The sequence below is a fragment of the Cellulomonas jepli genome (assembly GCF_047229345.1).
GTDB lineage: Bacteria > Actinomycetota > Actinomycetes > Actinomycetales > Cellulomonadaceae > Cellulomonas_A.
This window is the reverse complement of the sequence record NZ_JBFTER010000018.1, coordinates 48,477-61,924: the sequence shown is the minus strand read 5'-3', so window position 1 is coordinate 61,924 and position 13,448 is coordinate 48,477. Positions and strand designations below refer to the sequence as shown.

The window sequence follows — 13,448 nt, the reverse complement described above, 5'->3', positions numbered from 1 at the left end:
CGCGGTGGCAGCGCGGGCGCGCCGGGCGAGGCGACGTCGGCCCCCACGCAGGAGTCGCCCGCCCAGGGCTGACCCACCCGCACGTCGACGGGCCGTCCGCTCACCGAGCGGGCGGCCCGTCGTGCTGCGCGGCCGGCGAGCGACGCGGGGGCGCGCACGCCAGGATGTCCCGCGTGGCCCTCTACGCGCAGACCCCGTGGCGACTCGCGCGCCAGCTCGTCGGTGACCTGCTCGTCGTCGTGTGGGTCGCCGCGTGGGTACGCGCGGGGCTGTGGGTGCACGAGTCGGTCAGCCGGCTCGCCGCACCGGGGCGCACGCTCGAGGACGCGGGGTCCTCGCTGTCCGACAGCCTCGGCTCGGCGGGCGAGACCGTCGCCCGGGTGCCGCTCGTCGGTGACGACGCCCGAGCCCCGTTCGACGCGGCGGGCGGCGCCGCGGACTCCATCGCCCGCGCGGGGGTCGAGGTCCAGGACGGCGCGGCGCAGCTCGCGCTGCTGCTCGGGATCGTCGTCGTGGCCGTCCCGGTGCTGCTCGTCCTGGGCGCCTGGCTGCGCGCCCGCGTGCGGTTCGTCAGCCGGTCCCGGGCCGCGTCGCGCATCCTCGACTCCGCCGCCGACCTCGACCTGTTCGCGCTGCGCGCGCTCGCGACCCAGCCCGTCCGCGCGCTCGCCGGGGTCAGCGACGACCCGGCCGACGCGTGGCGCCGGCGCGACCCCGACGTGGTGCGGGCGCTCGCGGCGCTCGAGCTCCGGTCCCTCGGCCTGCGGGCACCGGCGCCGCCGCGCGGCTGAGCCGGCGGGCCTGCGGGGTCGCCGAGCCGGTCGGCGGCGCAGGTCGAGCCGCCCCGCAGCGTGGACCGCCGGACCGCCGGACCAGGGGCCGCGCGGGCGACCCGAGCGCGGGACGGCGGGCCGGTCAGCCCTGCTGCACGAACGCCCGCACGGCGTCCGCCACGAGCTGCACCGCGATCGCGGCGAGCAGGAGCCCGGCGATGCGGGTCACGAGGATGACGCCCGAGTCCCCGAGCACGCGGTGGATCACGTTGGCGAACCGCATCGCGAGGTAGAGGCAGAGGTGCACCGCCAGCACGCCGAGCCCGATCGCGACCCAGTCGGCCGTCGACCCGTCGGTCGCCTGCACGAAGACCATCGTCGCGACGATCGCACCCGGCCCGGCGAGCAGCGGCGTGCCGAGCGGCACGAGCGCGACGTTGACGTTGCCGTTCCCCGACGGCTCGGGCTCCTCCATCTTCCCGGTCAGCAGCTCCATGGCCACGAGCAGCAGCAGGAGCCCGCCCGACGCCTGGAGCGCCGGCAGGGAGATGTGCATGTACGCGAGCAGCTGCTGGCCGAACACCGCGAACGACACGATGACGCCGAACGCGACGAGGATCGCCTGGCGCGCCGCGCGGTTGCGCTGCTGCCGGGTCATCGTGCTGGTCAGGCCCAGGAAGATCGGCACCGTCCCGGGCGGGTCCATGATGACGAACAGGGTGATGAAGACCTCGCTGAGGAGGCGCAGGTCGACGACGTCGTTCACGGGCGCACCACCGGCACGGCCCCTTCCTTCTCGATGTCCGCCAGGACGGCGGGCGGGGTCAGGTTCTCGCCGAGGCGGTTGGCCTTGCCGGCTCCGTGGTAGTCGCTCGACCCGGTCACGAGCAGGCCCAGCCGCTCCGCGATCCCGGTCAGGCGCTCGCGCTGCGCCGGCCCGTGGTCGCGGTGGTGCACCTCGAGCCCCGCGAGGCCCGCGGCGGCGAGCTCGTCGAACACCGCGTCGGGCACGATGCGGCCGCGGCCGTCCGCGCCGGGGTGGGCGAACACCGGCACTCCCCCGGCGGCCCGCACCGCGCGCACCGCGTCGGCCGCCGACGGCGCGTAGTGCGGCACGTGGTACGGCCCGTCGCTGCGCAGGAGCTCGGCGAAGGCGGCGTCCCGGCTGGCGACGACCCCGAGGCGCACGAGCGCGTCGGCGATGTGCGGGCGGCCGACGACCGTGCCGGGGCTCGTGTGCTCGAGCACGTCTTCCCAGGTCAGCGGGTGGTCCGCGGCGATGAGGTCGACCATCGCGCGGGCCCGCCCGTCGCGCGCGACGCGGGTGCGCTCGAGCTCGGCGACCAGCGCGGGGTGCGCCGGGTCCTGCAGGTAGGCGAGCAGGTGCACGCTGACGCCGCGGGCCCGCGCCGAGACCTCGGTCCCGCGGACGAGCGCCACGCCGTGCTCGTGCGCCGCCCGCTCGGCCTCGGCCCAGCCCGCGGTCGTGTCGTGGTCCGTGAGCGCGACGACGTCGAGGCCCGCGCGTGCGGCGGACGCGACGACCTCGGCGGGCGGCTCGGTGCCGTCCGAGGCGGTCGAGTGGGTGTGGAGGTCGATGCGCACGGGCTCAACCCTAGGGGCGCTCGTCCACGTGCTGAGACCGCGGGGGCGGTGCGGCGACGGGTTCACCTCCTCGCCGACCGCCGCCCGTCCGGCGTGCGCCCGTGTCCGCCCGCCGGGCGCGGACACCGCCCCACGAGGGTCGCGGTGGGCGCGTGGTGGGAGGATGGACGTCATGACCGACGGCCAGACCCCCGAGACGTCCGCGACCGCGCAGCCCACCCCGCAGCCCGGCGACCAGCCCCTCGAGGCGCGCGGCTCCAACCGCTCGCAGCGCCCCGACTCGCGCGCCTTCACCGAGTTCATCACCTCCGGCTGGGGTCCCCGCCCGGCGACGACCGCGACGCCGTCGCCGGCCGCGCCGTACACAGCGGTCCGCCGCGCGCGGCTCGGCGCGCAGTTCCCGGGAGCGCGCGTCGTGGTCCCCGCGGGCTCGTTCAAGGTCCGCTCGAACGACACCGACTACCGGTTCCGGCCGCACTCCGCCTTCGCGCACCTCACGGGCCTCGGGGCGGAGCAGGAGCCCGACGCGGTGCTCGTGCTGCACCCGGTGGGCGACGCGCACGACGCGGGCGGGGGCGACGCGGGAGACGGAGCCGCGGTCACGTCCGCGACGCACCGCGCGGTCCTCTACGTGCGCCCGCTCGCCGGCCGGGACACCGAGGAGTTCTTCTCCGACTCGCGCTACGGCGAGTTCTGGGTCGGCGCCCGCCCGACCCTCGACGACCTGGCGACGGTCACCGGGATCGAGACCGCGCACCTCGACGACCTGCGCGACGCGCTCGCGAAGGACGTCGGCGAGGGTGGCGTGCAGCTGCTCGTCGTCCCGGACGCCGACGAGGCGGTCGAGGCCGTCGTCGAGGAGATCCGCGCGGCCGAGGATGCCGGCCTGACCGACGCCCGGCTCGCGGAGGCGCTGTCCGAGCTGCGCCTGCTCAAGGACGAGCACGAGGTCGCCCAGATGCGCGACGCCGTCGACGCGACGATCGCGGGCTTCGCCGAGGTGGTCCGCGCGCTCCCCCGGGCCACGGCGCACCGGCGCGGCGAGCGCGTCATCGAGAGCACGTTCGGCGCGCACGCCCGTGAGGAGGGCAACGCGGTCGGCTACGAGACCATCGCCGCCGCGGGCGAGCACGCGACGACGCTGCACTGGACGGACAACGACGGCCAGGTCCGCGCGGGCGAGCTCGTGCTCGTCGACGCGGGCGTCGAGATCGACTCGCTCTACACCGCCGACGTGACGCGCACGCTGCCGGTCGACGGGACGTTCACGGACGTCCAGCGCCGCGTGTACCAGGCGGTGCTCGACGCTGCCGACGCCGCTTTCGCCGTCGCGGTGCCCGGCAACCGCTTCCGCGACGTGCACGCCGCGGCCATGGAGGTCATCGCCGAGCGGCTCGGCGAGTGGGGGCTGCTGCCGGTGCCGGTCGAGGAGGCGCTCAGCCCGGAGGGCCAGCAGCACCGTCGCTGGATGGTGCACGGGACGAGCCACCACCTGGGCCTCGACGTGCACGACTGCGCGCTCGCGCGGCGTGAGCTGTACCTCGACGGGGTCATCGAGCCGGGCATGGTGCTCACGATCGAGCCAGGGCTGTACTTCAAGTCCGACGACCTGCTCGTGCCCGAGGAGTACCGCGGCATCGGCGTCCGCATCGAGGACGACGTGCTGATCACCGCCGACGGGAACGAGAACCTCTCGGCGGCCCTCCCCCGGCGTCCCGAGGACGTCGAGGCCTGGATGGCGGGGCTGCTGGGCTGACGCTCAGCCGGGCGCGGTCGCGGGAGAGCCCTCTCTCGACCGCGCCGGCGCGTCGGCACCCGTAACCTGGCCGGCGAGCCGCTCCGGTGCGTGCCGCTCCGGCGCAGGCCGCTCCGGCTCGCTCGGTCCGTCACCTCGTCCCGCGGGGAGCGTGACGGCGAGCGGGTCCGCACGCACGAGCGCGAGCGCGCTCCGCACGGCTCCGAGGTGCACGCCGTCGGCCCCGAGCGTCGACGCCACGACCTCGGGCACGGGCAGGTGCATGTACGCGGCGAGGCTCGCGGTCGTGCGCTCGAGCACGGGCCCGGCGCTGGCGGCGACCGCGCCGCCGACGATCACGCGCTCGACGTCGAGCAGCCCGCCGAGCACCGCGCAGACGCGCGCGAGCCGGTCGCCGAGCCGGTCGACGACACGCTGGGCGTCGCGGTCGCCCGCGAGCGCCGCAGCGGCGACGTCGGCGAACTCCGGCTCGGCGGGCAGCCGGCCGCGCAGACGCGCGAGCCCGCGCTCCTCGGTGAGCCACTGCCGCACGGTCGCGGCGAGCCCGGACGCGGAGCCGACGCCGTCGACGAGGTCGAGCACGTGCAGCTCGCCCGCGCCCCCGTGCCGTCCGCGCAGCAGCACCCCGTCGACCATGAGCCCGGCTCCGAAGCGCTCGCCCGACAGCAGCGTGACGAACGAGCGGGTACCGACGCCGGCACCGACGGCGCCCTCGGCGATCGCGGCGAGGTTGGCGTCGTTGTCGACGACGACCCGGTGGCCCGGGCGGTCGAGGGCGCCGACGATCCCGGGGTTCATCCGCGCCCAGAAGCCGTCCGGGGAGGCGGGCGGGCGGCCGAGCTCGTCGGTCGGCGCGGGGACGCCGACGACCGTCACGAGCACGGACCCGGCGTGGGCACCGGCCTCGTCGAGCGCGTCGTCGACCGCGCCACGCACCCCGTCGAGCCGCGCCCCGTCGAGCCGTGCCCGGGGGGCTTCGCCCGTCGGCTCGAGGACGCGCGTCGACCGCGCGAGGACGGTGCCGGCGAGGTCGGCGACGGACGCCGTCACGCGGTGCTGCCCGGCGTCGACCCCCACGACGTGCCCGGCGCGGCGGTCGAACGCGTAGCGGCGGGCGGGCCTGCCCTTGGCGCGGTCGCCGGGGAGCCGCTCGGGGCTGAGCTCGCGCAGCCAGCCGAGGCCCACGAGGTCGTCGCAGAGCCCGAGCACGGTGGTGCGGGTCAGGCCGGTCGCGTCGATCGCGTCGGTCGCGGTGAACGGACCGGCGTCCCAGGCGAAGTCGAGCACCGCCGCAAGGTTGGCGCGGCGGAGCTGCTGCGGGGACCCCGAGATCACGGACACGTCTTGACCTTACGGGCGCAGTGGGCTCATGCTCGTTATATCCAGTACTTAGATTTAGTTTCTGGATCAAGCAAGGGCCGCGCTCGCACCCGGCACCGCCGGGGCACCGACGAGGAGACGACGACGTGCCTTCCCTGCCTCCACCGCCGCCCGGGACCTCCGGCGGCCCGCATCGGGACCTGTCCCGGCGCACCTTCCTGCGCGCCCTCGGCGCCGCTGCCACGGGCCTCGCGCTGACCGGCTGCGCCCGCGGCGCCGGATCCGGCTCCGGCGTCACCGAGATCACCTTCTTCCAGTCCAAGCCCGAGGTGATCGGCTACTTCGACGAGCTGATCGAGCAGTTCCACGAGAGCCAGTCCCGCGTGCGCGTGCGCCACGACGCGACGTCGAACCTGGCCGGCTCGTTCGTGCGCGAGCAGCCGCCGGACATCGGTCTGCTCAACTACAACTTCGAGATCTCCCGGTACGTCGAGCGCGGCGTGCTGAGCGACCTCGGCGACCTGCCCGAGGCCGCGCGGGTCAAGAACGACCTGCTGCCGCTCATCGAGGTCACGGCGAGCTACCCCGGCCGCACGAGCGTCCTCCCGTACTCGCTGATGGCCGCGGCGGTGCTCTACAACCGCGAGATCTTCGCGCAGCACGGGCTGACGCCGCCGACGACGTGGTCCGAGTTCACCGCGGTCTGCGAGACGCTCGCGGCGGCCGGTGTCACGCCGCTCTACAGCACGTACCGGGACCCGTGGACGGTCGCGCAGGGCCACTTCGACTACGCCGTCGGCGGCATGGTCGACACCACCGAGTTCTTCACCGAGCTCGAGGCGCAGGGCGCCGACGTCGGGCCCTCCTCTCCCGTGTCGTTCGAGAAGCAGCTGCGCGAGCCCGTCGAGCGGATGGTCCGGCTCGCGGGCTGGACCAACGCGGACGCGGCGAGCCGCGGGTACGGCGACGGCAACCTCGCGTTCGCCCGCGGCGAGGCCGCGATGTACCTGCAGGGCCCCTGGGCGCTCACCGAGATCGCGAAGACCAACCCCGACCTCGACGTCGGCGCGTTCCCGCTGCCGATGACCGAGGACCCGGCCGACCGCAAGGTGCGCGTCAACGTCGACCTCGCGCTGTGGATCCCCGAGGCGTCGCCCCGCAAGGAGGCGGCGCGCGAGTTCCTGCAGTTCCTCATGCAGCCCGAGGTCATCGACCGGTACAACGCCGACAACCTGGGCTTCGGCGTCACCGAGGACGCCGCGCCGGTCACGAACGCGACGCTCGTGGAGCTCCAGGAGTACTACGACCGGGCGGACTTCTACGTCGGCGCCTCGCAGCTCGTGCCGCAGTCGATCCCGCTGCAGAACTACACGCAGTCCCTCATCACCGGCGCCGACCCCGGCTCGGTCCTGCGACGGGTCGACGCCGACTGGTCTCGCCTGGCCTACCGCTCCTGACCCGAACCCCGGCTCGACCCGCACAGAACCGGAGACCCCCGCATGGCGACCACCACAGCGCCACAGGCCGCCCGCCGCGAGCACGCGGCGCCGGCCCGCCCGCACGGCAGGCGCCCCGGCGCCGGCCGGACGCACTACCTCTTCCTCGTGCCCGCGCTCGTGCTGTTCACGCTCGCGATCACCGTGCCCGCGGTCATGGGCATCACGCTGAGCTTCACCGACTCGGTCGGTTTCGGTGAGTTCTCCTTCACCGGGCTGACCAACTACGTCGCGCTGTTCTCCGACCCCGCGATCCTCGCCTCGTACGCGTTCACCGTCGGGTTCGCGCTCGTGACCGTGCTCGTGGTCAACGTCGTCGCGTTCCTGCTCGCGGTCGGGCTCACCTCGAAGATCCGCGCCCGGGTGGCGCTGCGCGCCGTGTTCGTGCTGCCCATGGTCATCTCGGGCATCGTCATCGCGTACGTCTTCGCGTTCCTGTTCTCGAACTCGCTGCCGCGCGTGGCCGAGGCCGTGGGGTTCGGGCCGCTCGAGACCAGCATGCTCGCCAACCCGGACCTCGCATGGATCACCATCGTGATCGTCACCGCGTGGCAGGCGATCCCCTCGGCGCTGCTGATCTACGTCGCCGGCATCCTGTCGATCCCCGGCGAGGTCTACGAGGCCGCGTCGCTCGACGGCGCGAGCGCGGGCCGGCGGCTCCGCTCGATCACGCTGCCGCTCGTCGCGGGGTACGTCCTGATCAACATCGTCATCGGCTTCAAGAACTTCCTGAACGCCTACGACATCATCGTCGGCCTGACCAACGGCGGCCCGGGCACCGCGACCCGCAGCGTCGCGATGACGATCTTCTCCGGCTTCACCGGCGGCGACTACGCCTACCAGATGGCGAACGCAACGATCTTCTTCCTCATCGCCGTCGTCCTCGCCCTGCTCCAGATCCGGCTCACCCGCGGGAAGGCGGCCCTCTGATGACCGACCAGACGCTCCGCACGACAGCCCCCGCGCAGGTCCCGGTCCCGCGCTCGCGGACCCTCCGGAGCCGTGACCGCGACGACCGCACGAACCGGCCCGGCCTGGTCGTCCTCCTGCTGTGCTCGGTCGCGGTGCTCGCGCCGCTCTACGCCACGGTGACGATGGCGTTCAAGACCACGCAGCAGTCCGTCGACGGGAACGCGTTCTCGCTGCCGTCGCCGGTGAGCGTCGACGGGTTCGTCGAGGCGTGGCGGCTCACGAACTTCCCGCGCGGGTTCACCATCTCCGTGCTCGTCACGCTCGTCACGGTCGTCGGGACGGTCCTGCTGAGCTCGCTCGCGGCGTACGCGATCTCACGGAACTGGGACCGCCGGTTCTTCCGCTGGTCGTTCTTCTACCTGCTCGCCGCGATGTTCCTGCCGTTCCCGGTGCTCGCGCTGTCGCAGGTCAAGCTCACCGGCATGGTCGGGCTCGCCAACCCCGGCGGCGTCGCGCTGCTGCACGTGATGTTCCAGCTCTCGTTCAGCGTCATGCTCTTCACCGCGTTCCTGCGCTCGGTGCCCGAGGAGCTCGAGGAGAGCGCGCGGCTCGACGGCGCCTCGACGTGGCAGGTGTTCCGCCGGGTCGTCTTCCCGCTTCTCGCCCCCATGAGCGCGACCGTCGCGATCTTCGCGTTCCTGGCCTCGTGGAACGACTTCATGATGCCGTCGCTGATCATCGCCGACGCCACGCAGCAGACGCTGCCCGTGCTGCAGAGCGTGTTCCAGACCCAGTTCAGCAGCAACTACAACGTCGCGTTCGCCTCGTACCTCATGGCCATGGCGCCCGCGATCGTCGTCTACCTGTTCACGCAGCGCTGGGTCATGGCGGGCGTGACGCAGGGCGCCATCAAGTAGCGCGCGTCGCGAGCCGGACGGACGCTGGTTCGAGCGTCCGTCCTCGCACCCGGGCTCCCGCCCGGCACGAGCCGCCCGGCCGGCCCACCGCACGTCCCCGCCCCGACCCACCCCCGAGACCGACCCACGAGAGAGACGAGAGCCCTCCATGACCGACGTGACCGACGTCCTCGACGCCCGCGCGACGCCCGACCAGGGCCGTGACGGGGCCGCCTGGTGGCGCCAGGCCGCCGTCTACCAGATCTACCCGCGCTCGTTCGCGGACTCCGGCGCCGACGGCATCGGCGACCTGCCCGGCATCACGCGCCGCGTGCCGTACCTGTCGCGCCTCGGCGTCGACGCGGTCTGGCTCAGCCCGTTCTACCCCTCGGCGCTCGCCGACGGCGGCTACGACGTCGACGACTACCGCGCCGTCGACCCGCGGCTCGGCACGCTCGAGGACTTCGACGAGCTCGTCGCCGCGCTGCACGGCGCCGGCATCAAGGTCGTCGTCGACCTCGTCCCGAACCACACGTCGGACCGGCACGTGTGGTTCCAGGAGGCGCTCGCGTCCCCGAAGGGCTCCCCGGCCCGCGACCGGTACGTGTTCCGCGACGGCACGGGCCCCGACGGGTCGCTGCCCCCCGCCGACTGGGCCTCGACGTTCGGTGGGCCCGCGTGGGAGCCCGTGGGCGACGGCCAGTGGTACCTGCACTACTTCGCCAAGGAGCAGCCCGACCTCAACTGGAAGAACCGCGAGGTGCGCGACGACTTCCTCACGACGCTGCGGTTCTGGTCCGACCGTGGGGTCGACGGCTTCCGCGTCGACGTCGCGCACGGCCTGGCCAAGAACCTGCCCGACGCGCTGCCGACCCAGGCCGAGCTGGACGCGCACCCCAAGGACGGCACGCACCCGCTGTGGGACCGCGACGACGTGCACGAGATCTACGCCGAGTGGCGCGAGGTCTTCAACTCCTATGACCCGCCGCGCACCGCGGTCGCCGAGGCGTGGGTCGAGGCGTCGCGCCGCGCCCGGTACGCAAGCGCCGAGGGCCTCGGCCAGGCGTTCAACTTCGACCTGCTCGAGGCCGACTTCGACGCCGCGCAGTTCGGCGAGATCATCACGTTCAACCTCGAGCTCGCGGCGGAGTCCGGCTCGTCGACCACGTGGGTCCTGTCCAACCACGACGTCGTGCGCCACGCGACGCGGTACGGCCTCCCCGCCCGCGGCGCGAGCACCGACAAGCAGGGCAGCGCCTGGCTGCTCGCGCGCGGGGCCGAGCCGGCGCTCGACCACGACCTGGGCCTGCGCCGGGCGCGGGCCGCGACGCTCCTGCAGCTCGCGCTGCCCGGCTCGTCGTACCTCTACCAGGGTGAGGAGCTCGGCCTGCACGAGGTCCCCGACATCCCGGACGAGGCGCGACAGGACCCGGCGTTCTTCCGGAACCCCGGCGTCGACGCGGGACGTGACGGCTGCCGGGTCCCGCTGCCGTGGACGCGCGACGGGAGGGCGTTCGGGTTCAGCGCCGCAGCGCCGTTCCTGCCGCAGCCGGAGTGGTTCCGGGAGCACTCGGTCGAGGCGCAGGAGGACGACCCGGGGTCCACGCTGCACCTCTACCGCGAGGCGCTCGCGCTGCGGCACGAGCTGCAGGGCGACGAGAGCCTCACGTGGCTCACGACGAGCCGGGCCGACGTGCTCGCGTTCCGGCGCTCGGGCGGGTGGCTGTGCGTGACGAACTTCGGGGACCGGCCCGTGCCGCTGCCCGCGGGGGAGGTCCTGCTCAGCAGCGCACCGCTCGAGGGCGGTGCGCTGCCGGGCGCGACGACGGCGTGGCTGCGGGAGCCGGCGGCCTGACCTGCGGCCCGCGGGAGCGGAGCTGACGCGAGACCGACGCGCGGAGCGTCGGCACCGGGATGCGGTGCCGGCGCTCCGTGCCGTCGTCGACCGGCGGACGCCTGGGCGCCGGGCGTGCGTCGCGACCCGGCGTCAGCGCGACCCGGCGTCAGCGCGGCTCGGTCGGCGGTGCGGGCGGGGCCGACGGCGGGGTCACGCCCGGCGACGTCACCGGCGGCACCGTCGGCGAGCCGCTCACGGGCTGCTGCGCCCCGGGCGCCGGGTAGGCGCCGGACGGGTCCGACGGCGGGGTCACGCCGGTCGTGGGGCGGGCCGGCCAGCCCGACTGCACCCCGCCGATCTCCTGGAGCAGGTTGCGGGCCTTGTGCGCCTGCTCGGCCGCGCACAGCACCGCGTACTGCGACGCGACGATCTGGCTCGACGACGTGAAGTCGCGCTTGCCGCCCGTGAGCGAGTACGTGATGACCGAGAAGAGCAGGCCGAAGCCGCCACCGATGAGGATCGCCGCGAAGAACGTCGAGGAGCCCTCCTCGGAGAACAGCGACAGCAGCAGGCCCACGAAGAGCCCGAACCACGCGCCGGACGCGAAGCCCGCGAGCGCGACGCGCGGGTAGGACAGCCGCCCGGTGACCCGCTCGACCATGCGCAGGTCGGTCCCGACGATCGTCACGAGCTGCACGGCGAACTGCTTGTCGGCGAGGTGGTCGACCGCGCGCTGGGCCTCGAGGTAGGTGCTGTAGGACGCGACGAGCTCGCCCTGGGGCAGGGTCGGTGCCGTCGGGACGCGGGAGGCCTTGTTCATCGACATGCGACGATCCTCCCCCGCCGCCCCGTCCCACGCCAGGGGCGTCGCCGCAGCCCACGGCCACCCCGGCGCCACCTGGCAGACACCCGACCGGCACCTGACCGGCACCCGTCGAGCCCGGCCGACACGGGGCCGCCGGTCTAGGCTGACGCCCGTGAGCAGCGCAGGGACCCGTGTCTTCGTCGCGCGCCTCGCCGGGACCACGGTGTTCGACCCCATCGGGGACCAGGTCGGGCGGGTGCGTGACGTCGTCGTGCTCGTGCGCCCGACCGGTGCCCCCCGCGCGGTCGGGCTCGTCGTCGAGGTCCCCGGCCGGCGTCGCGTCTTCCTGCCGCTGACGCGCGTCACGTCGATCGACGCGGGCCAGGTCATCTCGACGGGCCTGGTCAACATGCGCCGGTTCGAGCAGCGCACCTCCGAGACGCTCGTGGTCGGCGAGCTGCTGGACCGGACCGTCGAGCTCACCGACGGCAGCGGGAGCGCCACGGTCGAGGACGTCGCGATCGAGCGTCAGCGCAGCGGCGACTGGGTGGTCGCCAAGCTCTTCGTGCGCCGCCTGGTGCCCGGCAAGTCGGCGCTGCTGCGACGCCGCGGCGAGACGCTGCTGGTCGACGTCGGCGCCGTCACGGGCCTCGGGGTCTCGGCGGCGGCGCAGGGCGCGGCCCTCATGCTCGCGAGCTACGACGACCTCAAGCCCGCCGACCTCGCGGACGTGCTGCACGATCTCGGCAGCACGCGCCGCAACGAGGTCGCGCACGCGCTCGACAACGAGCGGCTCGCCGACGTGCTCGAGGAGCTGCCGGAGGACGACCAGGTCGCGATCCTCTCGGGGCTCGAGCGCACGCGCGCCGCGGACGTGCTCGAGGCGATGCAGCCCGACGACGCCGCCGACCTGCTCGGCGAGCTCTCCGACGAGCAGGCCGCCGAGCTCCTGGAGCTCATGGAGCCCGAGGAGGCGCGCGACGTGCGGCGCCTGCTCGCGTACGAGGACAACACGGCCGGCGGTCTCATGACGACGGAGCCCGTGATCCTCGGCCCGGAGACCTCGATCGCGGCGGCCCTCGCGCACGTGCGCCGCCAGGACCTCGCCCCGGCGCTCGCGTCGATGGTGTTCGTCGCGCGACCGCCGCTCGAGACGCCGACCGGACGCTTCATCGGCGTCGTGCACCTCCAGCGCATGCTGCGCGAGGCGCCGCACGAGTCGATCGGCTCCCTCGTCGACACCGACATCGACGCGGTCACCGCCGACGCCCCGCTGCTGCAGGTCACGCGGCTGCTCGCGACGTACAACCTCCTCGCGCTGCCCGTGGTCGACGAGGAGCGCCGGCTGCTGGGCGCGGTCAGCGTGGACGACGTCCTCGACCACCTCCTGCCGCAGGACTGGCGCGAGCAGCACGACGACACCCCGCTGCCGGCGACCGGCACGCGCACGGTCGGCGGGCGGGTGCGTCGTGGCTGAGCGGCTCGACACCCCCAAGGAGTCGCGCCGCTCGTGGGTCCCGCGGTTCCAGCGCGACCCCGACGCGGTCGGCCGGGTCGCCGAGGCGTTCGCCCGGTTCATGGGCACCGGGCGCTTCCTGATGTACATGACCGGCTTCGTCATCGTCTGGGTCACCATCAACGCGGTCGGGTTGTTCGGGCTGCAGTGGGACCCGTACCCGTTCATCCTGCTCAACCTGTTCTTCTCGGTGCAGGCGTCCTACGCCGCGCCGCTGATCCTGCTCGCGCAGAACCGGCAGGACGACCGCGACCGCGTGAGCCTCGAGCAGGACCGGCAGCGCGCCGAGCGGAACCTCGCCGACACCGAGTTCCTGGCGCGGGAGATCGCGGCGCTGCGGATCGGGCTGAGCGAGGTCGCGACGCGCGACTTCCTGCGCTCCGAGCTGCGCAACCTGCTGGAGGACCTCACCGCGGAGCGCGACGACGTCCGCGGCGAGCACGACGGCGCGACGTCCGACGGCCCCGCGGACACCGCGCGGCGCTGAGGACCGGGCTGCCCGAGGGCCGGGCCTGCGGCCGCGCAGGGTGCA

Annotated in this window: 12 protein-coding genes; 8 read left to right on the top strand and 4 right to left on the bottom strand. The window is 74.2% G+C overall.

Translation table 11 applies throughout. The annotated features are described in order from the left end of the window. Positions 1-173: 173 nt before the first annotated feature. Positions 174-791, top strand: a complete 618-nt coding sequence (locus AB6N24_RS06635) for a hypothetical protein (protein ID WP_412868634.1) — start codon at positions 174-176, stop codon at positions 789-791. Between the two features lie 124 nt (positions 792-915). Here AB6N24_RS06635 and AB6N24_RS06630 read toward each other — a convergent pair whose 3' ends face one another. Together AB6N24_RS06630 and AB6N24_RS06625 are read right to left on the bottom strand one after the other, a co-directional pair. Next, positions 916-1,539 carry a MarC family protein gene (locus AB6N24_RS06630; protein WP_258726236.1) on the bottom strand — a complete coding sequence of 208 codons (624 nt, stop codon included), beginning with the start codon at positions 1,537-1,539 and terminating at the stop codon, positions 916-918. After that, a complete protein-coding gene (locus AB6N24_RS06625; RefSeq protein ID WP_412868633.1) occupies positions 1,536-2,378 on the bottom strand; it encodes a PHP domain-containing protein in 843 nt (280 codons plus the stop codon). The genes AB6N24_RS06630 and AB6N24_RS06625 overlap by 4 nt, the downstream gene beginning before the upstream one ends. A 172-nt stretch (positions 2,379-2,550) precedes the next feature. Here AB6N24_RS06625 and AB6N24_RS06620 point away from each other — a divergent pair, with 172 nt between their 5' ends. Next, entirely contained in the window at positions 2,551-4,134 is a 1,584-nt protein-coding gene (locus AB6N24_RS06620) for an aminopeptidase P family protein (RefSeq protein WP_412868636.1), read from the top strand. 3 nt (positions 4,135-4,137) lie between these two features. On the opposite strand, the gene AB6N24_RS06615 is transcribed toward AB6N24_RS06620, so the two are convergent. Beyond that, on the bottom strand, positions 4,138-5,475 hold the full coding sequence (locus AB6N24_RS06615; RefSeq protein ID WP_412868632.1) for an ROK family protein: 1,338 nt from the start codon (positions 5,473-5,475) through the stop codon (positions 4,138-4,140). 134 nt (positions 5,476-5,609) lie between these two features. On the opposite strand from AB6N24_RS06615, the gene AB6N24_RS06610 reads away from it, so the two are divergent. From AB6N24_RS06610 to AB6N24_RS06595, 4 genes are all read left to right on the top strand, one after another. Then, positions 5,610-6,911, top strand: a complete 1,302-nt coding sequence (locus tag AB6N24_RS06610; protein WP_412868635.1) for an ABC transporter substrate-binding protein — start codon at positions 5,610-5,612, stop codon at positions 6,909-6,911. Between the two features lie 42 nt (positions 6,912-6,953). Further along, a complete protein-coding gene (locus AB6N24_RS06605; RefSeq protein WP_412868631.1) occupies positions 6,954-7,880 on the top strand; it encodes a carbohydrate ABC transporter permease in 927 nt (308 codons plus the stop codon). After that, positions 7,880-8,779, top strand: coding sequence for a carbohydrate ABC transporter permease (locus AB6N24_RS06600; RefSeq protein ID WP_412868630.1), 900 nt, complete (start codon positions 7,880-7,882; stop codon positions 8,777-8,779). Before AB6N24_RS06605 ends, AB6N24_RS06600 begins: the two co-directional genes overlap by 1 nt. Before the next feature lie 148 nt (positions 8,780-8,927). Then, complete coding sequence (locus AB6N24_RS06595; protein ID WP_412868629.1) at positions 8,928-10,613, top strand: glycoside hydrolase family 13 protein; 1,686 nt, start codon at positions 8,928-8,930, stop codon at positions 10,611-10,613. A gap of 148 nt (positions 10,614-10,761) precedes the next feature. Here the strand turns inward: AB6N24_RS06595 and AB6N24_RS06590 are convergent, their stop codons facing one another. After that, positions 10,762-11,421: a YflT domain-containing protein gene (locus AB6N24_RS06590; RefSeq protein ID WP_412868628.1), complete on the bottom strand. Its 660-nt coding sequence runs from the start codon at positions 11,419-11,421 to the stop codon at positions 10,762-10,764. Positions 11,422-11,572: 151 nt separating this feature from the next. Between AB6N24_RS06590 and AB6N24_RS06585 the strand changes: the two genes are divergently transcribed. Beyond that, positions 11,573-12,877, top strand: a complete 1,305-nt coding sequence (locus tag AB6N24_RS06585) for a magnesium transporter MgtE N-terminal domain-containing protein (protein WP_412868627.1) — start codon at positions 11,573-11,575, stop codon at positions 12,875-12,877. Further along, the gene (locus AB6N24_RS06580; RefSeq protein ID WP_412868626.1) at positions 12,870-13,403 is read left to right on the top strand and encodes a DUF1003 domain-containing protein; all 534 of its coding nucleotides are present in this window, start codon (positions 12,870-12,872) and stop codon (positions 13,401-13,403) included. The genes AB6N24_RS06585 and AB6N24_RS06580 overlap by 8 nt, the downstream gene beginning before the upstream one ends. Positions 13,404-13,448: the final 45 nt, after the last annotated feature.